This is a genomic window from Pseudoxanthomonas sp. CF385 (assembly GCF_900104255.1).
GTDB lineage: Bacteria > Pseudomonadota > Gammaproteobacteria > Xanthomonadales > Xanthomonadaceae > Pseudoxanthomonas_A.
On record NZ_FNKZ01000001.1, the window covers coordinates 1,101,734 to 1,125,080 of the forward strand.

At 68.6% G+C, this 23,347-nt stretch carries 19 protein-coding genes; 11 read left to right on the top strand and 8 right to left on the bottom strand.

Annotation, left to right across the window (positions count from 1 at the left end; all coding sequences use genetic code 11):
• Nucleotide 1 precedes the first annotated feature (1 nt).
• The 3 genes from BLT45_RS04860 to BLT45_RS04870 all read right to left on the bottom strand — a co-directional run bounded on the left by BLT45_RS04860 (nucleotide 2) and on the right by BLT45_RS04870 (nucleotide 3,883).
• Nucleotides 2–481 carry a hotdog fold domain-containing protein gene (locus BLT45_RS04860; RefSeq protein ID WP_093295857.1) on the bottom strand — a complete coding sequence of 160 codons (480 nt, stop codon included), beginning with the start codon at nucleotides 479–481 and terminating at the stop codon, nucleotides 2–4.
• A 67-nt stretch (nucleotides 482–548) separates the two neighbouring features.
• Entirely contained in the window at nucleotides 549–3,026 is a 2,478-nt protein-coding gene (locus BLT45_RS04865; protein WP_093295859.1) for an acyl-CoA dehydrogenase, read from the bottom strand.
• Entirely contained in the window at nucleotides 3,023–3,883 is an 861-nt protein-coding gene (locus BLT45_RS04870) for an alpha/beta fold hydrolase (RefSeq protein WP_343123877.1), read from the bottom strand. Before BLT45_RS04870 ends, BLT45_RS04865 begins: the two co-directional genes overlap by 4 nt.
• 235 nt (nucleotides 3,884–4,118) lie before the next feature.
• Between BLT45_RS04870 and BLT45_RS04875 the strand changes: the two genes are divergently transcribed.
• The gene (locus BLT45_RS04875) at nucleotides 4,119–4,727 is read left to right on the top strand and encodes a TetR/AcrR family transcriptional regulator (RefSeq protein WP_093295865.1); all 609 of its coding nucleotides are present in this window, start codon (nucleotides 4,119–4,121) and stop codon (nucleotides 4,725–4,727) included.
• Nucleotides 4,728–4,790: 63 nt separating this feature from the next.
• Here the strand turns inward: BLT45_RS04875 and BLT45_RS04880 are convergent, their stop codons facing one another.
• The 3 genes from BLT45_RS04880 to BLT45_RS04890 are packed head-to-tail and all read right to left on the bottom strand — an operon-like array spanning nucleotide 4,791 to nucleotide 6,500.
• Entirely contained in the window at nucleotides 4,791–5,207 is a 417-nt protein-coding gene (locus BLT45_RS04880) for a hypothetical protein (protein WP_093295868.1), read from the bottom strand.
• 23 nt (nucleotides 5,208–5,230) lie between these two features.
• On the bottom strand, nucleotides 5,231–6,049 hold the full coding sequence (locus BLT45_RS04885; RefSeq protein ID WP_175455727.1) for a DUF2145 domain-containing protein: 819 nt from the start codon (nucleotides 6,047–6,049) through the stop codon (nucleotides 5,231–5,233).
• Between the two features lie 4 nt (nucleotides 6,050–6,053).
• Nucleotides 6,054–6,500 (bottom strand): hypothetical protein, encoded by a 447-nt coding sequence (locus tag BLT45_RS04890; protein WP_093295874.1) that lies wholly within the window; start codon nucleotides 6,498–6,500, stop codon nucleotides 6,054–6,056.
• A gap of 107 nt (nucleotides 6,501–6,607) precedes the next feature.
• On the opposite strand from BLT45_RS04890, the gene BLT45_RS04895 reads away from it, so the two are divergent.
• The 3 genes from BLT45_RS04895 to BLT45_RS04905 all read left to right on the top strand — a co-directional run bounded on the left by BLT45_RS04895 (nucleotide 6,608) and on the right by BLT45_RS04905 (nucleotide 11,393).
• Nucleotides 6,608–7,351 carry a helix-turn-helix domain-containing protein gene (locus tag BLT45_RS04895; RefSeq protein ID WP_093295877.1) on the top strand — a complete coding sequence of 248 codons (744 nt, stop codon included), beginning with the start codon at nucleotides 6,608–6,610 and terminating at the stop codon, nucleotides 7,349–7,351.
• 465 nt (nucleotides 7,352–7,816) lie between these two features.
• Entirely contained in the window at nucleotides 7,817–9,622 is a 1,806-nt protein-coding gene (locus tag BLT45_RS04900; RefSeq protein WP_093295879.1) for a phosphoenolpyruvate carboxykinase (GTP), read from the top strand.
• Nucleotides 9,623–9,755: 133 nt separating this feature from the next.
• Nucleotides 9,756–11,393: an NAD+ synthase gene (locus tag BLT45_RS04905; RefSeq protein WP_093295881.1), complete on the top strand. Its 1,638-nt coding sequence runs from the start codon at nucleotides 9,756–9,758 to the stop codon at nucleotides 11,391–11,393.
• Between the two features lie 69 nt (nucleotides 11,394–11,462).
• Here BLT45_RS04905 and BLT45_RS04910 read toward each other — a convergent pair whose 3' ends face one another.
• Nucleotides 11,463–12,350, bottom strand: coding sequence for an outer membrane protein assembly factor BamD (locus BLT45_RS04910; protein WP_093295883.1), 888 nt, complete (start codon nucleotides 12,348–12,350; stop codon nucleotides 11,463–11,465).
• A gap of 117 nt (nucleotides 12,351–12,467) precedes the next feature.
• Here BLT45_RS04910 and rluD point away from each other — a divergent pair, with 117 nt between their 5' ends.
• The 4 genes from rluD to BLT45_RS04930 all read left to right on the top strand — a co-directional run bounded on the left by rluD (nucleotide 12,468) and on the right by BLT45_RS04930 (nucleotide 15,369).
• On the top strand, nucleotides 12,468–13,442 hold the full coding sequence (gene rluD, locus BLT45_RS04915) for a 23S rRNA pseudouridine(1911/1915/1917) synthase RluD (RefSeq protein ID WP_093295887.1): 975 nt from the start codon (nucleotides 12,468–12,470) through the stop codon (nucleotides 13,440–13,442).
• Nucleotides 13,439–14,209, top strand: coding sequence for a peptidoglycan editing factor PgeF (gene pgeF / locus BLT45_RS04920; RefSeq protein ID WP_093295890.1), 771 nt, complete (start codon nucleotides 13,439–13,441; stop codon nucleotides 14,207–14,209). The genes rluD and pgeF overlap by 4 nt, the downstream gene beginning before the upstream one ends.
• Nucleotides 14,194–14,733 (top strand): DUF4166 domain-containing protein, encoded by a 540-nt coding sequence (locus tag BLT45_RS04925; RefSeq protein ID WP_175455728.1) that lies wholly within the window; start codon nucleotides 14,194–14,196, stop codon nucleotides 14,731–14,733. The genes pgeF and BLT45_RS04925 overlap by 16 nt, the downstream gene beginning before the upstream one ends.
• A gap of 219 nt (nucleotides 14,734–14,952) precedes the next feature.
• Nucleotides 14,953–15,369: a thiol-disulfide oxidoreductase DCC family protein gene (locus BLT45_RS04930; protein WP_093295895.1), complete on the top strand. Its 417-nt coding sequence runs from the start codon at nucleotides 14,953–14,955 to the stop codon at nucleotides 15,367–15,369.
• Nucleotides 15,370–15,648: 279 nt separating this feature from the next.
• Here BLT45_RS04930 and BLT45_RS04935 read toward each other — a convergent pair whose 3' ends face one another.
• Nucleotides 15,649–18,081 (bottom strand): TonB-dependent receptor plug domain-containing protein, encoded by a 2,433-nt coding sequence (locus tag BLT45_RS04935; protein ID WP_093295897.1) that lies wholly within the window; start codon nucleotides 18,079–18,081, stop codon nucleotides 15,649–15,651.
• Between the two features lie 332 nt (nucleotides 18,082–18,413).
• Here BLT45_RS04935 and BLT45_RS04940 point away from each other — a divergent pair, with 332 nt between their 5' ends.
• The 3 genes from BLT45_RS04940 (at nucleotide 18,414) to clpB (ending at nucleotide 23,299) form a co-directional block, all read left to right on the top strand.
• Nucleotides 18,414–18,890 (top strand): DUF3574 domain-containing protein, encoded by a 477-nt coding sequence (locus BLT45_RS04940; RefSeq protein ID WP_175455729.1) that lies wholly within the window; start codon nucleotides 18,414–18,416, stop codon nucleotides 18,888–18,890.
• Between the two features lie 73 nt (nucleotides 18,891–18,963).
• Nucleotides 18,964–20,547: a SulP family inorganic anion transporter gene (locus BLT45_RS04945; protein WP_093295900.1), complete on the top strand. Its 1,584-nt coding sequence runs from the start codon at nucleotides 18,964–18,966 to the stop codon at nucleotides 20,545–20,547.
• Nucleotides 20,548–20,710: 163 nt separating this feature from the next.
• Entirely contained in the window at nucleotides 20,711–23,299 is a 2,589-nt protein-coding gene (gene clpB / locus BLT45_RS04950) for an ATP-dependent chaperone ClpB (RefSeq protein WP_093295903.1), read from the top strand.
• Nucleotides 23,300–23,347 lie beyond the last annotated feature (48 nt).

Here is a 23,347-nt window from a genome sequence, read left to right on the forward strand (position 1 = left end):
GTCAGCCGCCCTTGCCGGCCTTCGGCGACACCCACATGCTGATGCGCGCGCGGAACACCGGTTCGCCCTGCGGGTTGCTGACCACCACGTCCATCGGCAGCTCATAGCCGTCGGTGGATTCGCGCGGCTCGAAGGCCGGGGTGGCGACCGCGGTCATGGTGCCGACGGCCTTCTTCAGGTATTCGACGGTCATGCCCTTGGGGATCCAGCGCATCGCGCGCGGGATGCTCACGTCGGTGGTGAGCCCGCCGACGAATTCGGCCAGGTTGCACAGCGCGATCGCATGCACGGTGCCGAGGTGGTTGGTGACCGAACGCCGGTGCCGGATCGTCGCCTCGCCGCAGCCCGGCTCCAGCCGCGTCATCCGCGGGCCGATGCTGCCGAAATAGGGCGCCTTGAAGCAGATCAGGCGCGAGAACAGCCAGTGGCCCAGGGGCTTGCGGCTCAGGTTGCGGTAGATCGCGAGGACGTCGGCGCTCATCGTGGGCTCCTGGTGCGACGACGGCGGGACATGCCCGCCGTCGTCGTGTCTTCCGGTGGTGGTGGCGTCAGGCCGCTTCGCGCGGCTGGCGCTTGTTCTGCGGCAGGTCGTAGTAGCTGGCGGCGCGCAGCTCGTGCACGTCGAAATCGTCCACGGTGATCGTGTCCAGCGTGATCGCGCGCAGTTCCTCGAGCTGCTTGCGCTCTTCCACGGTGATCCAGCCCTCGCGCACGCCTTCATCCAGCTGCGCGCTGTAGTCCAGGGCTTCGATGTCCTTGGTCTTCAGCGCCTTCAGGAACTTGCGCTCCACCGGCTCGGCGGCCACCGCCGCAGCCAGGTAGCTGTCGATGCGGCCACCCGGGTTGTTCTCGCACGGAGTCAGGAACACGCCCTGGCCCAGGCGGTCGCGCGCTTCATTCGGCGCCATCAGCAGCATGGCGACGCGATGGCTCAGGCGGTCGCCCGGGGCCACGGCGCGGCGACCGAACGGGAACACCACCGGCCACAGCAGCCAGCCCAGCGGCTTGATCGGGAAGTTGCGCAGCGCCTGCGACAGCGCCAGTTCGATCTCGTAGGCGCTGTTGTGGAAGGCCCAGGCCAGCAGCGGCTTGTCGGCTTCCGGCGCGCCTTCGTCATGGTGGCGCTTGAGCACCGCGCCCATCATGTACAGGTGGCTGAGCACGTCGCCGAGGCGACCGGACAGCGATTCCTTGAACTTCAGCTTGCCGCCCAGCGCGCCCAGCGAGATGTCGGTCAGCAGCGCCAGGTTGGCCGCGTAGCGGTCCAGCTTGCGGAAGAACTTCTTGGTGTACGCATCGCCCGGCACGCTGCCGATCTTGGAGCCGGTGATGCCGAACCAGAACGAGCGCACGGCGTTGGAGATCGCACCGCCGATATGCGGGTACAGCACGGCGTCCAACTGCTGGATGCCGGCCTTGGTGTCCGGGTCCTGCGCCGCGCGCATCTCCTTGATGATGTACGGATGGCACAGGATCGAGCCCTGGCCGAAGATCAGCAGGCTGCGCGTCATGATGTTCGCGCCTTCCACCGTGATGGCGATCGGCGAGGCCTGCCACGCGCGGCCGGCGAAGTTGCGCGGGCCCAGGATGATGCCCTTGCCGCCGACGATGTCCATCACGTCCTTGGCGACGTCGCGGCCCATGTTCGTGCAGTGGTACTTGGCGATGGCCGACGGCACCGACGGCACGTCGCCACGGTCCACGGCGGCGGCGGTGGCCTGCGACAGCGCGCTGATCGCATACGCCTTGCCGCCGATGCGGGCCAGCGCCTCCTCGACGCCTTCGAAGCGGCCGACCGACAGGCCGAACTGCTTGCGGATGCGCGCATAGCTGCCGGTGACGCGCGCGCCGAACTTGGCGCCGCCGCTGGCGGTGGAGGGCAGGGTGATCGAGCGGCCCACGGCCAGGCACTCGTTGAGCATGTTCCAGCCCTTGCCGGCCATTTCCACGCCGCCGATCAGCTGGCTCAGCGGGATGAACACGTCGCGGCCGTGGATCGGGCCGTTCTGGAACGGCGAGTTCAGCGGGAAGTGGCGACGGCCGACGTCGACGCCGGGGGTATCGCGCGGCAGCAGCGCCAGGGTGATGCCGATATCGCGGGTGTCGCCCAGCAGGCCATCCGGGTCGTACATGCGGAAGGCCAGGCCGATGATCGTGGCGACCGGTGCCAGGGTGATGTAGCGCTTGTCGAAGGTCAGGCGCAGGCCCAGCACGTTCGCGCCGTTCCATTCGCCCTTGCAGACGATGCCGTAGTCGGGGATCGAGGTCGCGTCGGAGCCGGCGAACGGACCGGTCAGGCCGAAGCAGGGCACTTCCTGGCCGATCGCCAGGCGCGGCAGGTAGTAGTCCTTCTGTTCCTGCGTGCCGTAGTGGTTGAGCAGCTCACCCGGGCCCAGCGAGTTGGGCACGCCGACGGTGGAGCTGACCACGCTGCTGACCGAGGCGATCTTCTGGATCACCTTGTGGTGCGCCAGCGCGGAGAAACCCAGGCCGCCGTACTGCTTCGGAATGATCATGCCGAAGAACTTGTTCTTCTTGATGTAGTCCCACAGCTCCGGCGGCAGGTCGGCGTGGATGTGGGTGATTTCCCAATCGTTGGTCATCTTGCACAGCTCTTCCACCGGGCCGTCCAGGAAGGCCTGCTCTTCGGCGGTGAGCTGCGGCTTGGGATAGGCCAGCAGCTTGTTCCAGTCGGGATCGCCGGTGAACAGGTCGCCCTCGAAGCCGACCGAACCGGTTTCCAGCGCGATGCGCTCGGTCTGCGACAGCGGCGGCAGTGCGCGCCGCAGGAAGCCCAGCGCCGGCGCGGTGATCAGCGGCTTGCGGATCGCCGGGATCAGCAGCGGCACCGCGATTGCCACGACGACCAGCGCCGCGACGAGGGTCGCCGTGGGATTGGCACCCAGCAACCAGCACGCCACCAGCAGGCTGGCGGTGATGGCCGCCCAGTAGGCGAGCCGGAGCCGGTGGTAGGCGGCGAACGCGCCCGCCAGCAGGAACGCGAGGAAGGGGATGGCGATGCTCATGGGGTTGCTCCGGACACGGATTCGGTTACATCGGACTCGGCATTACCCGGTGCGGCCGACAGGCCTGCCAGGTATTCCAGCACGGTGGCGGTAAATGCGTCGTTGTCGTCGCCGGCCACCATGTGGGTGGCCTGCGGCAGGTGCACGTGGCGCGCGTGCGGCACCAACAGCTTGAACTCCTCGACGGTCTTCTCCGAGACCAGGTCGCTGCGGCCGCCGCTGATCAGCAGCACCGGACACTGCACGCGGCGCGCGGCCTCGGCGATGGCGTCCTGGTGCTGGGCGCTGTCGCGCGCCAGTTCGTCGACCAGGCGCGGGTCCCAGTGCCAGCGCCAGCGGCCATCGGCGCCTTCGCGCAGCAGTTCGCGCAGGTCGTCGGGCGATTTGCGCGTGCGGCGCTGCGGCTGGTACGCCGCGATGGCGTCCGCCGCCTGTTCGAGCGAATCGAAGCCGTCCGGGAACGCGGTCATGAAGGCGAGGATGCGCTGCAGGCCGGCATGTTCCCAGCGCGGGGTGATGTCCACCAGCACCATGGCACGGAACAAGCCCGGCCAGCGCGATTCGGCGATCAGGCCGAACAGGCCGCCCATCGACGCGCCGACCAGCACCGGCGGTTCCGGCTGTTCGCCGGCCACCACGATCAGGTCGTCGGCGAACTGGTCGCCCGTGTAGGGCTGGTCCGCGGCATTGCGGTCCGAGTCGCCGTGGCCGCGCGCGTCGTACGCCAGCCCGGGGTAACCGTGCGCGGCCATGGCCTGGCCGGTGCGGTTCCACGCGCCGCGCGTCTGGCCGAAGCCATGCGCATAGATAAGTGCAGGGTGGCCCTGAAGTGCACGCGGTGAAGGGAAGCGGCGCACGGCGAGCGCGAAATCGCCCTGTCCGCTCAAGACGCGATCCGGTGCACCGACAGGGGTGGCGGTGGCGGCGTCATGGGCGGGAGAAGTGCTCTTCACCATACGGTCAAGTATGGGCTCTCGCATTTAGAGTAGTCAATCGGTTCGCGAAAGGCGTTTCGCATGCAACCGATTGATTTGGCTTTATTTGTTGTGCGGCGCAGCATACATACCGCTACACACCGCGCCGTATGGTTAAATGCGGAACATGAACACACCCAGCCCTGACAGCTCCTCCGCCACGCCGACCCGCAACGCGCGCCTCAGCGCGGACGACTGGGCGCAGGCGGCCCTCGACCTGATCGCGGAGCAGGGTGTCTCGGCCGTGGCGGTGGAACCGCTGGCACGCCGGCTCGGTGTCACCAAGGGCAGCTTCTACTGGCACTTCCCGTCGCGCGATGCCTTGTTGCAGGCGGCGCTGGAACGCTGGGAGGCGGTGGAACAGGAGAGCATCTTCGGCAGCCTGGAGCAGGTGGCCGATCCGCGCGAGCGCCTGCGCGCGCTGTTCCAGTTGGTCGGCCATGAAGTGAAGCCGCACATCATCTACAGCGAATTGCTGAAAGCGCTGGACCATCCGTCCGTGCAGCCGGTGATCGACCGCATCTCGCAGCGTCGCCTGGAGTACCTGGTGGCGATGTTCCGCCAGGCGGGCCTGCAGCGCACCGACGCCACGCACCGTGCGCGCCTGACCTACGCGGCCTATGTCGGTTTCCTGCAGTTGTCGCTGCAACTGCAGCAGCCGCGCATGACCTCGGAAGAATTCGAGACCTACCTCGAACACGTCATCTCGACGCTGATCCCGACCTGATCGTAGGGTGGGCCTTGGCCCACCGCGCGTGATCGTGTCGTCGATGGTGGGCCAAGGCCCACCCTACGGAGCCGCGGAGGACGCCGCCCGCTTCAGCTCCGACAGCCTCACCACCACATACGCCAGCAACGCCACGGCGAAGAACGCCAGCAGCATCCAGGCGATGCCCTGCAACGTCTCGATGATGGTGCGGTAGACCTCCAGCACCCAGCGTTCGGTCGTCAGCGCGATGATCTGCGCCTTTTCCTTGTCCATCCATTGCGGGGCGGTGATGTAGCGCTCCAGCTCGTGGATGCGAACGCCGGACGACACACCCACCACGAGCGTGGCGAACTGCATGTAGCGCAACCACGCCTTGCTGATGTCGTCGGCGATGATGCGGGTGAGGATGCGGTCGATGGGTTTGGAGAACATCCACGTCACGCACCAGGCGACGGTGGCGGACAGCAACAGCGTGACGGCAAGCAGGGTCAGGAACATGTCGATTTCCTCATGAAAGGCGGCTAAGCCGGCCCCATCGCACGCTGCCGCACGCCACCGCGCCATTCCCGTTGCTCGCGCACATGCCCGCTGCGTTCCAGCCAGCGGAAGATCGCGCGCACGGTGACGACGGGATAGTCGCCGGAGAGGCGGGTGCCGACGGAATGGTCGGTGAAGTCGGTGTTCGCTGAGAAAAGGCCGCCCAACACGCGCTTGGAATATGCGATGTGCACGGTGTCGGGCACGAAGCCGTCGCCGCGGGCGTAGGCGTAGGCGCTGCGGCGGTCGTAGAGGCCATGGTCAGCCAACGCGGCCGCCATCACTTCCACGATCCAGGCGGTGGAGTTCTGGTAGTCCTCGCTGCCCGGCCGGGCGATCAGGTTGTAGCGCGGGTGGTGCAGGCTGTGGCGCGGCATCTGTTGCAGGCGCGCGGCGAGCCGCTCAGCGACGTCGGGCGTGAACCACACGATGCGCAGGTCCTGGTTCACCAGATCGTCGGCGAAGAAGTTCACCAGCCCCTGTGCGTACAGGCCCGAGCGGTCGCTGCCGCATTCGTTGAGCAGGTGCACCACGGTCCAGCGGCCGTGCGCATTGTCGCGCACGGCGAAGCCGGCATGGCTGTAGACCAAGCCTTGCCTGGAAAGATCGGTACCGACGCGGGCGAGCAGGGCGACGGGCGCATCCACCTCGTCCAGCTGTTGCGCCGCCAGCAGCGCGGTGCGCGCCGCCTCGGCCACCTTCTGCGGCGGCATCTCCATCTGCTTGCAGGCATCGCCCGCGTGTGCCGTCCCTGGCAGCACGAGGACGAAGACAAAACTGGCCACCGCGAGCGCGCGCAGCATGCGATCACCCGCCGTAGCGATGGCTGTGGATGTGCGGGCGCGCGGCATCGTTGGCGATGAAGCACAGCGCTTCGCCGGCGGCGCTGAGGATCCAGCCCGTCGCCACCACGGTGACGCTGATCGCCGTGCCGACCGCGATGCCCAGGCGGCGGATCGCCTCCACGCTCAGGTAGACCACGAACGAGGCGCCGGCCACCGCGCCCGCCGCGGCGACGGAAACCGTCACCGCCACGCTGCCGGCCACCACCGCCACGCCGGTGACCACGGCCGAGGCGCCATGGCCCAGCGCGTGGATCACCGCCACCGGCACTTCGATGGAGGCCTCCAGGCTGGCCTGCGACATCCGGCTGGCGCCGTCGGATTGCGGTGCGGCCTGGGTGGGGAGGGCCAGGCCGCCGGACAGGGAGGTGGCCAGGGCGAGGGTCAGCGAGCGGGCGATCAGGCGGGGCATGCGGGAACCTCCGGGGTGCCGCAGCCTTGCCCCGGCCCGTGTCCCGGTTCAACCGGCATAGACGAGGTAAGCTCCTGCGCATCACCCGGTATAGGAATGCGCTACCGATGGCGGTCTCGGTCGACCTGATTGATGCACTGAAGCGTTGCCTGCGCGCACAGGCGATGACCTACCGCGAGCTGGCCGGCCGGATCCGGATGAGCGAAGCGGCGGTCAAGCGCATGTTCTCCCGTCGCGCGATGAGCCTGCAGCGGCTGGAGCAGATCTGCGAGGTGCTCGACGTGGGCCTGGCCGAACTCAGCGCCGAGGCCTCGCGCGGGCGCAAGGCGATGGCGCTGCTGAGCGAGGCGCAGGAGCAGGCGCTGGTCGACGAGCCCACCCTGCTACTGGCGCTGTTTCTGACCCTCAACCGCTGGCGGCAGGAGGACGCGCTGGGCCACTTCGGCTTCTCGCCGGCGCAGTGGACCGGGCTGCTGGTGAAGCTGGACCGGCTGGGCATCATCGAACTCATGCCCGGCAATCGCGGCCGTGCGCTGACGGCGCGCAACTTCCGCTGGCGCGCCGATGGCCCGATGGAGCGCTACTTCCGCCACACGCTGCTGACCGACTATTTCGCCGACGCCTTCGATGGCGAGCAGGACGCGCTGCTGCTGCTCAGCGGCAGCCTGAGCATCGACGGCGTGAAGCAACTGCGCCAGCGGCTGGAGGAAGTCGCGCGCGAGTTCGACGCGCTGCTGGCCCGCGACGCCACGCTCCCGGCGGAAGACCGGGTGGGCGTCAGCCTGGTGCTGGCGCAGAAGCCGTGGCTGCTGCAGCTGTTCAATCCCTACCGGCGCTCGCGCGAGGCCTAGCCGCCGGGGCGGAGATGAGCTCGGAGTGCCAAGGATCGGGCTCGGAAAGCCATCGATGGCCCTTTTTGCTCCATCGATCGCCCTTTGAGCCTCGTCGATGGCACTTCGAGCTCCATCGGCAGGGCCCTCGGGGCTCCATCGATCGGGCTCCGTGCTCCATCGATCACCTTCCGAGCCCGATCGATGAGGCTCCGCGGGCGATCGATGGCATCGGGAGCGCCATCGATGGCTTTCGGAATGCCATCGATGGGGTGTCGGTGCCCCATCGTTGACTCTCCGAGCCCGATCGATGGCCTTCAGCGCTCTGTCCACAGGGCGCAACGCCTTGTGCGCCGGGCTTTCTCGGGCTCCTCTGAGACGCAATCACCCTCGCCCGGCCCTCCGGGATGACCGCCTGCCGACGTTCTCCTCGTCTGAAGGACAAGACATTGGTATCATTTTGGTCTCACTTTTCGAGGGTGGCGCATGAACGCAGCGGTCGATGTTTTCAAACGCAACGAATTTCCGGGCAGTTCGCTGGATGCGTTGAACGCCTGGGTTGCCGAGGTCGCCGCGCTCACCCAACCCGACCGCATCCACTGGTGCGACGGCAGCGATGCCGAGAACACGCTGCTGACCAAGCAGATGCTGGCCGACGGCACCCTGCTGCCACTGAACCCGGAAACCCACCCGCACAGCTGGCTGCACCGCTCCAGCCCGAGCGATGTGGCGCGCGTGGAGCACCTGACCTTCGTCTGCACCGCGCAGCCCGAAGACGCCGGCCCCAACAACCACTGGATGGCCCCCGCCGAGGCGCACGCGAAGATGGACGCGCTGTTCGCCGGCTGCATGCGCGGGCGCACGCTCTACGTGATCCCCTACTGCATGGGTCCGATCGATTCGCCGCTCTCGCGCTGCGGCGTGGAGATCACCGATTCGCCGTACGTGGTGGCGAACATGCGCATCATGACCCGCATGGGCGCGGCGGCGCTGGCGCGCATCGAACGCGAAGGGACGTTCGTGAGGGGCCTGCATTCCACCGGCGAGCTGGACCCAGACCGCCGCTTCATCATGCATTTCCCCGACGAGCTGACCATCAAGAGCTTCGGCTCCGGCTACGGCGGCAACGCGCTGCTGGGCAAGAAGTGCCACGCCCTGCGCATCGCCTCGCACCAGGCGCGCAGCGAAGGCTGGCTGGCCGAGCACATGCTGATCGTCGGTATCGAGAACCCGCAGGGCGAAACGCATTACATCGCCGCCGCGTTCCCGTCGGCGTGCGGCAAGACCAACCTGGCCATGCTGATCCCGCCGGAAGGCTACCGCCAGGCCGGCTGGAAGGTGTGGACGGTCGGCGACGACATCTGCTGGATGCGCCCGGGCGCCGACGGTCGCCTGTACGCGATCAATCCGGAAGCCGGTTTCTTCGGCGTCGCGCCAGGCACCTCGGACAGCTCCAATCCGAATGCGCTGGCCACCATCAGCCACCACACCATCTTCACCAACGTTGCCGTCACCGACGAGCAGGAACCGTGGTGGGAAGGGCTGGACACGCGCACGCCTGCGCTGGACTGGCAGGGTCGCAAGTTCGACCCGGCCAACGGCCCGGCCGCGCATCCCAACTCGCGCTTCACCGTGTCCGCGCGCCAGTGCCCGAGCTATTCGGCCAAGGCTGAAGACCCGCAGGGCGTGCCGATCAGCGCCATCGTCTTCGGCGGCCGTCGCGCCTCGCTGGTGCCGCTGGTGTTCGAAGCGCGCGACTGGACCCATGGCGTGCTGGTCGGCGCGGCGATGGGGTCCGAAACGACGGCCGCCGCGACCGGCGCGGTCGGCGTGATGCGCCGCGACCCGATGGCGATGAAACCGTTCTGCGGCTACAACTTCGCCGACTACTTCGCCCACTGGCTGTCGTTCGGCGATGCCGATGCGAAGCTGCCGAAGACGGCTCTTCCCAAGATTTTTCACGTGAACTGGTTCCGCAAGGGCGGCGACGGCAAATTCCTGTGGCCCGGCTTCGGCGAGAACCTGCGCGTGCTGGAGTGGATGATCCAGCGCGTCGAAGGCACGGCCGACGCGGTCGAGACCCCGATCGGCCATCTGCCGCGCGCGGAGGACCTGAACCTGGACGGCGTGGCGCTGAGCGACGAAGCCCATGAGGTGCTGTTCGGCTTCGAGCGTGCCGGCTGGCAGGCCGAATTCGCCAGCATCGGCGCATACCTGGAGGAGTTCGGTGCCCGCACCCCGCAGGCACTGAAGGACGAACAGCAGCGCATCGCCGCCCGCTTGGCGCCCTGATTCCCCGCCTCGCGCATCCTGTTTCCTGCGCAGCCCCGCGCGCGTCCCGGACGCCGCGGGGCTTTTTTATGCGCGCCCGCCCGGCGCGTGCGGTCTGGGATAATGGCCGCGTTCGTTCCCATCGAAGGCCGACATGACCCAGACCCTCCGCATCGCGATGGCGCAGTTCGATTTCCCGGTCGGCGCGGTGGCGCAGAACAGCGAAAGCATCCGCCGCATGATCGCCGAGGCGCGCGACGAGTACGGGGCCGACGTGGTGCTGTTCCCGGAACTGGCCGTCAGCGGCTACCCGCCGGAAGACCTGCTGCTGCGGCCGCGCTTTCTCGCCGATTGCGAAACCGCGCTGACCGAGATCGCGGCCGGCACGCACGGCATCGTCGCCGTGGTCGGTTGGCCGCAGAGCGCGGGCAGCGTGGTCTACAACGCCGCCAGCGTGCTGCGCGACGGCGCCATCGAGACCACCTACCGCAAGCGCGAACTGCCCAACTACGCGGTGTTCGACGAACGCCGCTATTTCGACGTGGATCCGGACGGTGGCGCCTGCACGTTCGAGGTGAAGGGCGTGCCGCTGGGCCTGGTGATCTGCGAGGACCTGTGGTTCCCCGAGCCGCTGGCCGACACCGCCGACGCGGGTGCGGTGCTGACGCTGGTGCCGAACGCCTCGCCGTTCGACCGCGACAAGCACGCCCAGCGCGACGCGCTGATCGCCGAGCGCACGCGCGAGACCGGCATGGCCCTGGCCTACCTCAACATGGTGGGCGGGCAGGATGCGGTGGTGTTCGACGGCGCCTCCGTGGTCGCCGATGGCGATGCCACCGTGCATCCGGCGGCCGCGGCGTTCACCGACCAGTGGCTGGTGGTGGATTTCGACGTGGCCACGCGCAAGTTCAGTCCGGTGGTCTGGATGGACGACGGCGACGAGAGCCGCGATGCGCTGGCCTGGCGCGCCATCGTGCGCGGCATCCGCGACTACTGCGGCAAGAACGGATTTTCCAAGGTGTGGCTGGGCCTGTCCGGCGGCATCGATTCGGCGCTGGTGCTCGCGTTGGCGGTGGATGCGCTGGGCGCGGAGAACGTCACCGCGGTGCGGCTGCCGTCGCGCTACACCGCCGGCCTGTCCAACGACCTGGCCGCCGAGCAGTGCGCGGCGATGGGCGTGAAGCTCGAGGCGATCTCGATCGAAGCGCCGTTCAAGGGGTTCCTCGAAGCGCTGGGGCCGGTGTTCGGCGACAAGCCCGCCGACACCACCGAGGAGAACCTGCAGTCGCGCAGCCGTGGCGTGATCCTGATGGCGCTGAGCAACAAGTTCGGCGGCCTGCTGCTGACCACCGGCAACAAGAGCGAATACGCCGTCGGCTACGCCACCATCTACGGCGACATGTGCGGTGGCTACGCGCCGATCAAGGACCTGTACAAGACCGAGGTGTTCGCGCTGGCGCGCTGGCGCAACACCGTCGGCGGCGCGCCGGTGATCCCGCCGGCCGTCATCGACCGCCCGCCGTCGGCCGAGTTGCGCGAGAACCAGAAGGACCAGGACTCGCTGCCGCCGTACGACGTGCTGGACGCCATCCTGTTCCGCTACGTGGACCTGGAGCAGTCGCGCGACGAGATCGTCGCCGCCGGTTTCGACGCCGCCACCGTGGACCGCATGCTGCGGCTGGTGCGCCTCAACGAATGGAAGCGCCACCAGGCCGCGCCGGGACCGAAGGTCTCGCGCCGTGCATTCGGCCGCGAGCGCCGCTATCCCATCACCAACCGCTACACGCTGTAGCGCGCGCCCGGTCGCGCGGACAAAGAAAAAGGGCCTTGCGGCCCTTTTTCGTGCCTGACCGCGGCGCGGTCAGTCCTTGTTGCGCTTGTCCACGGTGTTGCTGGACTTCTCGCCGGCGAACGGGTTCAGGCGGCGGACCATCCACGGATAGTCGGGGAATTTGCCGGCCAGCCACGGGTGCTGCGGGTCGTTGAGTTCCAGCACGCGCTTGGCGTCGGCGGCCAGCGTCTCGTTGCCCAGCTGCGTGTAGGCCTCGGCCAGCACGGCGACGGCATCGTTCTGGTAGGCGCTCTGCGGGTAGGTTTCCAGCAGGTACTTGGCACGGCTGGCGGCGGACACCCACGCGTCGCGGCGCAGGTAGTAGATCGCCGTGTCCAGCTCGTGCAGGGCGAACTGGTTGCGCAGCTCCACCATGCGGTTGCGCGCATCGGCGGCATAGCGGCTGTTCGGATAACGCTCGGCGACGGTGTTGAAGTCGCTGTAGCCCTGCATCGGCGTGGCCAGGTCGCGGCGGCTGGCGTCCAGGCGCCAGACCTTCTGCAGGAACACGGTGTCGCGGTTGGAGTTGGCCAGCCCGCGCAGGTAGTACATGTACGGGATGTTGCGGTGGGTCGGATAGGTACGGATGAAGCGGTCAACCGTGGTCACCGCGTCGTCGAGCTTGCCGGACTTGTACTCGGCGTAGGCGGTTTCCATCAGCGCCTGCTCGGTGTACGGGCCATACGGGTACTGGGCGATCAACTGGCGGAAGCGGATCACGCCGCGCTCCCAGTTGTTCACCTGCATGGACTGGTGGGCCTCCTGGTACATGACCTCGACCGGCTGGTTCTCGGGCGCTTCCTTCTTCTTGAAGATCTTGCCGCAACCGGTCCCGGTGAAGGCAATCACCAGCGCCAGCAGGGCGAGGCGGGCGGACGCGGAGAGGCGGGCGGAGCGGGGAAGGGCACGCTGGGTCATGGGCTGGCGGCAGGCCGCGGCAGGGAAACAGGCCGTCGATGATAGCCTAGGCGCCGCCCTCGCCATGAACATTCGGCCAATAGGACCGAGGCCGAGGCCTCCCTGGACGCTTTCCGCATGACCGATACCGACTCTCCCGATACCCCCCGCACGGCCATCGTGCCCGCCAGCGCGGCCGGCCGGCGCTTCGACGCCGTGCTCGCCGAGCTGTTTCCCGAGTTCTCCCGCTCGCGCCTGTCCGAATGGATCAAGTCCGGGGACGCACGCCTGAATGGCGAGCAGGTCCGGCCCCGCGACCCCGTGCGCGGCGGCGAGACCGCCAGCCTGGACGTGGTGCTGGATACCCAGACCCATGCCGAGCCGGAAGACATCCCGCTGGACATCCTCTACGAGGACGAGCACGTCTTCGTGCTGGACAAGCCGGCCGGGCTGGTCGTGCACCCGGGTGCCGGCAATCCGACCGGTACCCTGGTCAACGCGCTGCTCTTCCGTGATCCGTCGCTTTCGGCGCTGCCGCGCGCCGGCATCGTGCACCGGCTGGACAAGGACACCTCCGGCGTCCTGGTGGTGGCCCGCACCCTGCCTGCGCACACCTCGCTGGTCGCCCAGCTGGCCTCGCGCGATGTGCACCGCCAGTACCTGGCCGTGGTCGTCGGGGCGATGGTCTCCGGCGGCACCGCCGACGCGCCCATCGACCGCCACCCACGCGACCGGCTGAAGATGGCCGTGCGCGACGACGGCCGCGACGCGGTGACCCACTACCGCCTGCGCGAGCGCTTCCGTGCGCACACCGCGCTGGAGTGCCGCCTGGAGACGGGCCGCACGCACCAGATCCGCGTGCACATGGCGCATATCAAGTACCCGATCGTCGGCGACCCGCTGTACGGCGGTCCGCTGCGCCTGCCCAAGGGCGCCAGCGATGACCTCGTCGCGGTGCTGCGCAGCTTCCGCCGGCAGGCCCTGCATGCGGAAACGCTGGAATTCGCCCACCCCGTCAGCGGCGAGCCCGTGCGGGTCACCGCGCCGGTGCCGGCCGACATGGTGGCGCTGCTGGCCGCGTTGCGCGCGGACACCCAGGCGCAGCGCAAGTGAACCGTGCGCCCGTCGTGCCGGCCAGCTGGCCCGCACCGGCGGGCGTGCACGCCTTCACCACGCTGCGCCATGGCGCCGGCGTGTCGGAGGCGCCGTTCGACGCCTTCAACCTCGGCAACAAGTACGCGGCCGACGGCGATGATCCGGCCGTGGTGGCGCGCAACCGCGCGCAGCTGGCCGAGCTTGCCGGCTTGCCGTCAGTACCGCACTGGCTGAAGCAGGTGCACGGCATCGAGGTCGTGCGCGTGGACGCTCCAGCGGACCCCGCCGCGGCCGAGCCCGTGGCCGATGCGCTGGTGACGTCGACGCCCGGCGTGGTGCTGGCCATCCTCACCGCGGATTGCCTGCCGGTGGTGTTCGCGGCGGAGGACGGTCGCGAGATCGCCGCCGCGCATGCCGGCTGGCCAGGCCTGTCCAAGGGCATGCTGGAGGCGACGCTGGCGGCGATGCGCACGCCGGCGGAGGCGCTGGTCGCCTGGATCGGTCCGGCGGCAGGGCCGCAGCGCTATGAGGTCGGCGAGAACGTCTTCGACGCCTTCGTTTCCCAGGATGCGGGCGCGGCCGCGGCGTTCGCGCCGACGCGTCCGGGCCATTGGTTGGCCGATCTGCCCGCGCTCGCGCGCCGCCGCCTCGTCGCGCGCGGCATGCGCGCCGATGCCATCCACGGCGGCGATCTCTGCACGATCAGCGAACCCGACCGCTTCTTCTCCCACCGTTGCGACGGCCGCAGCGGCCGCATCGCCACCCTGGCGTGGATGCAGCCGTAAGCCCGCTGTTCGCCGTGCTGCTGGGCCCGGCCTTCGATGCGCTGCCGGCGCCGGTGCGCGCGCTGCATGTCGCGCAGGGCCTACGCCGTTACACCGGAACAGTCGACGTCGACCGCGGGCCGGGGCTGCTGTCGCGGCTGGTCGCCTTCGCCACGCATCTGCCGCCGGCCGGGTCGGGTCCGCTGTGCGTGGAAATCGAGGCCACGCCGCAGCAGGAACGCTGGACCCGCTTCATCGGTGGCCGCGCCATGCCCTCGCGGCTGTGGCGCGACGGCGAAGTGCTGTGCGAGCGACTGGGTCTGGCGACCTTCGGCTTCCGATTGGAGGTCGAGGACGGTGCGCTCGCATGGCGCGTCGCCCGTGTCCGCGTGTTCGGCATGCCGTTGCCAGCGCGCTGGTTCACCGGCGTGGGCGCGCGCGAATCCGCCGAGGACGGGCGTTATCGGTTCGACGTCTGGGCGTCATTGCCTGTCGCGGGGCGGCTGGTGCATTACCGGGGGTGGCTCGATGTACGCGACGAGTGAATGGCCGTCCTTCTCCCCGCATGCGGGGAGAAGGTGCCCCGGAGGGCGGATGAGGGGCGCTTCTCGTTGCCGGCACGGGGAGCGCGCGTCAATGCATCGCGCATTGCACCTGTGCGGTGGCGCGATGGGTGGCAGGCTCCGTTCGCCCCTCACCCGCCGTTGGCACGCTCTCCCCGCATGCGGGGAGAGGGCAGTCATCCTGTTTGACGGAGACGTTGCGTGACGAAAGGGGATCCATCCAGCGCGCAAGCGCCGGTCATCGTCTTCGATGGCGTCTGCGTGCTGTGCAATGGCTGGGTGAAGTTCCTGCTCAAGCACGATCGTGAAGGACGCTATCGCTTTGCGGCGATGCAGTCGGCAGCCGGGCGGGCGTTGCTCGCCGGGCATGGTCTGGATCAGGACGATCCGGCGTCGTTCCTGCTGGTCGAGGGCGAGCGCGCGTGGACGGACAGCGATGCGATCCGCCGCGTGTTGACGGGGCTGGGCGGCGCGTGGCGGCTGGCGGCGGTGATGGCGGTGGTGCCGCGCGGTGTGCGCGATCCGCTCTACCGGTGGGTGGCACGAAATCGCTATCAATGGTTCGGGACGACGGCGTGCCATCTGCCGACAGACGAAGAGCGGGCGCGCTTCCTGTAGGTGTCCACGTTGTTCAACGTCCACGCGCATGGCGATGTCTTCGCTCAGCGTTAAGTCGCAAAGCGGTTTCCGCATGGTTTGCCATCCGGGCGCGTGGCGACGCGTTCTTCTTCCTGCACGCCGCTTGTTCCTTGCTGCGCGGTCTGACCGTCCGGGCGCCGGCGCGCAGCTGGCCAGCCAGCCGCTCCGCGCGACGGTTGCCCGCCCGTTCCCGTGCCGCGGCGCCCGTCCGATCAGTAGGTGGCCGCCCCCGCAGGGAGGCGGCGATGCACGTGGGTGTCAGAACGTGTAGCGCACCCGGGTGTAGTAGTACGCGCCGTTGCTGCCGATGGGCGACAGCACGTCGTAGGGCAGGTTGCCGAAGTAGTAGATGTCCTCGTTCGACAGATCCGGATATTCGTCGGTGAGGTTCAGGCCGCCGAGCGCGACGCTCCACTTCCGCGTGATCCTGTACTCCACTTCCGCGTCGAGCTGCCATTCGGCGCCGTAGCGCTGTTCCGGCTCGAAGCCGCCGCCGAAGTTGAACACGCGCTTGGCGCTGCCGTGGCGGCTGACGCGGCCCAGCAGGTTCCAGCGGTCGCTGCCCCAGTTCGCGGTGAACTGCGCCCGGGTGCGCGGCGCGGCATCGGTCAGCGTGTTGCTCTCTTCCACGCCGAACAGGACGTAATCCGGATCCAGCGCGAGCAGTTGCGCGGGGGTGGCGACGAGGTTCTTCAGCTCGGTCTTCGCATAGCTGTAGGTGCCGGTCAGCAGCAGGTTGCCGCCCGCCAGCGTCTGCCGCCAGTTCGTCACGAGCTCCACGCCCTGGGTGCGGGTGTCGGCGGCATTGGTGAAGTAGCTGACGCTCTGCACGCCCGGGACGCCGAATTCCGCGTCGATGAAATCGGTGAGCGCATCGCCGGTGATGCTCTCCGAAAGCGCCACGCGGTCGTCGATCTCGATGTGGAACACGTCCAGCGACAGGTCGAAGTGCTCGCCGATCCGGCTGGTGAAACCGAAGCTGGCGTTGATCGACTTCTCCGGATCCAGATCCTGTGCGCCGAGCGCGCGAGCGATCGGGTTGTTGACCGACAGCAGGCGGCCCTGGGTCAGCTGGCCGGCGGCGTTGTAGCCGGTCGAGGTCGACTCGTATCCGATCTGCGCCAGCGACGGCGCGCGGAAGTTGTTCGACAACGCGCCGCGCAGGGCGAACGCGGGCGCGAACTCGTAGCGGGCGGCTACCTTGCCGGTGAGTTCGCCGCCGAAGTCACTGTAGTGCTCGTAGCGCAGCGCGACGTCGGTGGTCAGCTTGTCGCCGAAGCGGCTGGACAGCGCGGCATACACGCTGGCGACGTCGCGGTCGAGGTTGGCCACGTCCTGCGGCGTCAGGCCGCCACCGGCCTGCGAGCCGGTCGGCCGGTCGGTGTAGGGGCCGGCCGCGTAGCTGGCCGGGTCGCCGGCGCCGGTCTCGTACTCCTCGAGGCGGAACTCCGCGCCGAACGCGAGGTCATGGCTGGCGGTCGCCCGGTCGAAGCCGCGGCTCAGGTCGAAGTTCGCCAGGGTTTGCGCGGACTCGTAGTCGCCGGTCTTGAAGCGGGTGGGGCTGGTCGGGCCGAGCGAGGCGTTGAGCGAGTTGCGCAGGCGGTAGGTGAAGGTGTTGCTGCCCCGGTTGAGGCTGGCGTCGTAGCGCCATTCGCCCCACTGTCCGCGCACGCCGCCGACGGCGGCGACGTCCTGGTTCTCGCCCAGCGACACCGGGCGGTAGCCGTCCGGATAGACCTCGGGCCAATTGGACACGCCGTCGGGGTAACGGAAGTAGTTGGCGCCCACGGTGTCGCGCTTGTTGTAGGTGCCGAACAGGTAGAACTCCGCGTTCTCGCCCAGCGGCACGCCGGTGTTGATCCAGGCGTTGAGGTCCTTCGAGGCGCCGTCGCCGAGGTGGTAGTTGCGCTGGCCCTGCACGGCGAGGTTGGCCGGGGTCTGGTCCCACGGCGGCACCTGGTCGAAGCCGGCGCGGTTGGTGGCCTCGCGGTTCTTCAGCTCGAAGCCCACGCGGAAGAAGCCGCCATCGCCCACCGCCGTGCCGACCTTGCCTGACAGGAAGCTGGTCTGGCCGTCGGTGAGCGTCTGGCCGATCGGTTCGACGTCGGTGTGGTGCAGGCCGAAGCTCGCTTCCCAGGCGCCGCCTTCGGGCGCGTCGTCGAGGATGATGTTGACCACGCCGGCCACCGCGTCAGAGCCGTACTGCGCGCCCGCGCCGTCGCGCAGGACTTCGATGCGCTTGATCGCGCTGACCGGGATCGCGTTGAAGTCGACCGGCGTGGTGCCGCGGCCGATCTTCGAACCCGTCGTCACCAGCGCGGTGGTGTGGCGGCGCTTGCCGTTGACCAGCACCAGCACCTGGTCCGGCGCGAGGCCACGCAGCTGCGCGGCGCGCACATGGTCGGCGCCGCCCGAATTGGACTGGCGCGGGAAGTTGAACGACGGCAACAGCGCCTGCAGCGCGCTGCCGAGCTCGCCGTTGAGCACGCCGGCCTTGCGGATGTCCTCGGCGGTCAGCACGTCGATCGGCGAAGTGGATTCCAGCGCCGTGCGATCGCTGGCGCGGGTGCCGGTGACGATCACCGCATCGAGGTCGGTGGTGCCATCGGCCGGGGCCTGCTGGGCGAGCGCAGGAAAGGCGAGGACGAGTGCGATGGCAGCGCCGAGCGGCGCCACGGTGGGGCGGGACATGGAAACTCCTGGCGGGTGGGGTACGGGAGAGGGTGGAGCGACGACGGAGGCCGGATCAGGGGCAACGACAGCCGCAGCCGCCGGTCCCGCGGGGGGAGAGACCAGGAGGGACGCGGGCGGCTACGGGTCGTGCGATCGGCATCGGGACAAGAGGTGTCGTGGGGGTCGTCGTCCCCGGTCTGTGGGCTGCGCCGGGGTGACGGAACATTACCCCGCGATGTCCATCGGAGGGCCAACGCAGGCCATGGCGTGATGCCATGTCGTCATTCCCAGCGGTTATTTCGATGCGCGATGATGTCGGCCGACAGTACGCGTCCCCACTGGAGTCCCCCATGCTGTTGAGAAGTCTCTTCCTGGCCACCGCACTGCTGGCCGTATCCGGATGCGCCAGCGTGCGCAGCGCCGATGCGCCGTCGGCCACCACCTCGTCGCTGCAGGGCGACGCATTGCGTCCCGCGCAGGCCGCAGGGTGGGTGCGCAGCGAGCTGTACTTCGGCGTGGGCAAGGAAGAAGGTCCGGCCGATCGCCCCCAGGCGGCGGCGATCACCGAGGAGACCTGGCGCGCCTTCCTGGACAAGGAAGTGACCGCGCGGTTCCCCGATGGCCTGACCGTGTTCGATGCGTACGGCCAGTGGCTGTTCCGCGGCGCCGGCGAGCCGAACCGGCTGAAGACCAAGGTGCTGGTGGTGCTGCACGAGGACACGCCGCAGCGCCGCGCCGACATCGAGGCGATCCGCCTGGCATGGAAACAGGCCACCGGGCACCAGTCGGTGCTGTGGTCGCGCCACGCGGTGGACGTATCGTTCTGAACCCGGTGCGCCCGCGGACCACGCAGGCGCTTATGCTGGCGGCCTCACGCCCTTCCCACTGATCGCAGCCTCCATGACCGCATCGGCTTCTCCCGTGCGCCGCTGGTTCGTTCCCGGCGACCTCAACGGTTTCTTCGGCCTGGTGGTGGACAACCTGTCCATCCTCGGCTTCATCGCCGCCGCGCTGATCGGCATCTTCCAGTTCCCGGCCGAGGTGGTGTTCACCCGCATGTTCCCGGGCACCGCGCTGGGCGTGCTGGTCGGCAACCTGATCTACACGTGGATGGCGCACCGATTGGCGGCGAAGACCGGGCGCGATGATGTCACCGCGATGCCGCTGGGCCTGGATGCGCCGACCAGCATCGGCATGGCGCTGCTCGTGCTCGGCCCGGCGTTCGTCGGCTTCAAGCAGGCCGGCCTGGACGAACAGGCCGCGGCCACCGCCACCTGGCAGCTCGGCATGGCGGCGCTGGTGGTGATGGGCGTGCTGAAGCTGGTGTTGTCGTTCTTCGGCGATGCGGTCACCCGCGCGGTGCCGCGTGCCGGCCTGCTGGGCTCCATCGGCGGCGCGGCGCTGACGCTGCTGGGGTTCCTGCCGCTGATCGAAACGCTGCGCCAGCCCATCGTCGGCTTCGTCACCTTCGGCCTGCTGCTGTACGTGCTGGTCGCGAAAGGCAAGTTGCCAGTGAAGCTGCCCGGTGTGCTGCTGGCCTTCATCGTCGGCACTGCGCTGTACTACGGGCTCGGCCTGGCCGGCCTGGGTGCACCGGGCTTCAAGGTGCCCGACGCGGTGCCGCTGGCCTTCACCCTGCCGCTGCCCACGCTGGGCTGGCTGGAGGGCCTGGCCTACACCGTGCCCTACCTGCCGCTGCTGCTGCCGTTCGGCCTGCTGATGGTGGTGGGCGGCATCAACGTCAGCGAAAGCGCGCGCGCCGCCGGCGACGACTACCGCACGCGCGACGTGCTGCTGGCCGAAGCGGTGTCCACGCTGGTGGCCGGTTTCTGCGGCGGCGTGGCGCAGACCACGCCCTACATCGGCCAGCCCGCGTACAAGCACATGGGTGCGCGCAAGGGCTACACGCTGCTAACCGGCCTCTTCATCGGCCTGGGCGGCGTGCTCGGCTACGTGTCCGGGCTCGTGCAGTGGCTGCCGGTCGCGGTGCTGGCGCCGATCATCGTGTACGTGGGCCTGGACATCACCGTGCAGGCCTTCACCGAGACGCCGCGCAAGCACGCCATCGCGGTGGCGCTGGGCTTCCTGCCGTCGGTGGCCTACCTGCTGACGATCAAGTTCGGCAATCCCGCGTGGATCGCGCCGGACCACTTCGCCGGCCTGTACGAAGGCGTGGATGGCCACGGCCTGCCGGACCTGGCCACCATCGTGACGCTGGGTAACGGCTTCATCATCACCGCGATGATCTGGACCACCGCGCTGGTGGCGATGATCGACGGCCGTAACGGCCGCGCGGTCGTCGCGCTGCTGGTCGGCGCCGTGCTGACGCTGTTCGGGATCATCCACTCGGTGGATCCGCGCGGCGGCATCTACCTGCCGTGGGAGGTCGAGGGCCTGCGCGCGACGATCCTGTGGCAGTTCGCCGGCGCCTACGCCGCGCTGGCGGTGCTGCTGGGCGCCCTGTCTCTCCAGAAGAAGGCGTAGGGCGGGCCTTGGCCCGCCATCCTGTTACGTGCGAAGACGGTGGGCCAAGGCCCACCCTACGGTGAATTTCGGTCTCAAGTGGACTTGAAACACCGGCGCTTAACCGCATCTGGGTAGCATCGGCTGGCGTTCGCCGGCCCCTTTCTTCCTAGAGGTTCTCCCGATGCGGATGGACAAACTGACCTCGCGTTTCCAGCAGGCGCTGGCCGATGCGCAGTCGCTGGCCGTGGGCCGCGACCACACCATGATCGAGCCGGTGCACGTGCTCACCGCCCTGCTGGAGCAGCAGGGCGGCAGCACGCGCCCCCTGTTGTCGCAGGCCGGCGTCAACGTGCCCGTGCTGCGCGAGCGGCTGGGCGAAGCGCTCGACAAACTGCCGAAAGTGACCGGCCAGGCCGGCAACCTCTCCATCGGCAACGACCTGGCCCGCCTGCTCAACGTCACCGACAAGCTCGCGCAGGACAGCGGCGATACCTACATCGCCAGCGAGTGGTTCCTGCTGGCCGCGCTGGACGACAGCGGGGCCGCCGGCCAGGAGCTGAAGGCCAGCGGCGCCGACAAGCAGAAACTGCGCGCGGCCATCGAACGCCTGCGCGGAGGGGAGAAGGTGCAATCGGAGAACGCCGAGGATCAGCGCCAGGCGCTGGAGAAATACACCATCGATCTGACCGAGCGCGCCGAGATCGGCAAGCTGGACCCGGTGATCGGTCGCGACGAGGAAATCCGCCGCACCATCCAGGTCCTGCAGCGCCGTACCAAGAACAATCCGGTGCTGATCGGCGAACCGGGCGTGGGCAAGACCGCCATCGTCGAAGGCCTGGCCCAGCGCATCGTCAACGGCGAAGTGCCCGAGGGCTTGCGCGGCAAGCGCGTGTTGTCGCTGGACATGGGCGCGCTGATCGCCGGCGCGAAGTTCCGCGGTGAATTCGAGGAGCGCCTGAAGGGCGTGCTCAACGACCTGGCCAAGAACGAAGGCCAGATCATCCTCTTCATTGACGAACTGCACACGATGGTCGGCGCCGGCAAGGCCGAGGGTTCGATGGATGCCGGCAACATGCTCAAGCCGGCGTTGGCGCGCGGCGAGCTGCATTGCATCGGCGCGACCACGCTGGACGAGTACCGCAAGTACGTCGAGAAGGACGCCGCGCTGGAGCGCCGCTTCCAGAAGGTGTTCGTCGGCGAACCCAGCGTGGAGGACACCATCGCGATCCTGCGCGGGTTGAAGGAGAAGTACGCCGTGCATCATGGCGTGGAGATCACCGACCCCGCCATCGTCGCCGCCGCGCAGCTGAGCCATCGCTACATCGCCGACCGCCAACTGCCGGACAAGGCCATCGACCTGATGGACGAGGCCGCCAGCCGCATCCGCATGGAAATCGACTCCAAGCCGGAGGAGATGGACCGGATGGAGCGCCGGTTGATCCAGCTGAAGATCCAGCGCGAGGCGCTGAAGAAGGAGAAGGACGCGCAGTCGAAGCAGCGCCTGGCCGACCTGGAAACCGAGATCGAGTCGCTGCAGCGCGCGTTCAACGACCTGGAAGAGATCTGGAAGGCCGAGAAGGCCACCCTGACCGGCGCGACGAAGATCAAGGAGCAGATCGAGCGAGTGAAGCTGGAGCTGGAGGCCGCGCAGCGCAAGCAGGACTACGCGCGCATGAGCGAGCTGCAGTACGGCCAGCTGCCCGAGCTGGAGAAGCAGCTGTCGGCCGCGCAGGAAGCCGAGCAGAAGGGCTTCCGCCTGCTGCAGGACAAGGTCACCGATGAGGAGATCGCCGAGGTCGTCAGCCGCTGGACCGGCATCCCGGTCAGCAAGATGCTGGAGGGCGAGCGCGAGAAGCTGCTGCAGATGGAGCAGTCGCTGCGCGGCCGCGTGATCGGCCAGGAGGAAGCGATCAAGGTCGTGTCCGACGCGGTGCGCCGTTCGCGCGCCGGCATTTCCGATCCCGACCGCCCGAGCGGTTCGTTCCTGTTCCTCGGCCCCACCGGCGTGGGCAAGACCGAATTGTGCAAGGCGCTGGCCGAGTTCCTGTTCGACAGCAAGGACGCGATGATCCGCATCGACATGAGCGAGTTCATGGAGAAGCACGCCGTGAGCCGGCTGGTCGGCGCGCCCCCGGGCTACGTCGGCTACGAGGAAGGCGGCTACCTGACCGAGGCCGTGCGGCGCCGTCCCTACAGCGTGATCCTGCTCGATGAAGTCGAGAAGGCGCATCCGGACGTGTTCAACATCCTGCTGCAGGTGCTGGACGACGGTCGCCTGACCGACGGCCAGGGCCGCACGGTGGATTTCCGCAATACCGTCATCGTGATGACGTCGAACCTCGGCTCCAGCCTGATCCAGGAGCTCTCCGACGACACGCCCGAGAGCTACACCCAGATGAAAGCCGCGGTGATGGGCGTGGTGCAGGCGCACTTCCGGCCCGAGTTCATCAACCGGCTGGACGACATCGTCGTGTTCCATCCGCTGGACAAGACGCAGATCCGCGAGATCGCCCGCATCCAGACGCGCTACCTGGCCAAGCGCCTGGCCGAGCGCCAGATCGCGCTGGAGCTGGACGATTCCGCGCTGATGCTGCTGGGCAACGTGGGCTTCGATCCGGTGTACGGCGCGCGGCCGTTGAAGCGCGCGATCCAGGCGCAACTGGAGAACCCGCTGGCGCAGAAGATCCTGTCGGGCGAGTTCGGCGCCGGCGACACGGTGCGCGTGCAGGCGCAGGGCGGCCATCTGGTGTTCGCGCGCGCATCGCAGTAAAGGCGTTCTAGCCGGCGGACCGACGAACGGTTCGCCGGCGCATTGGGT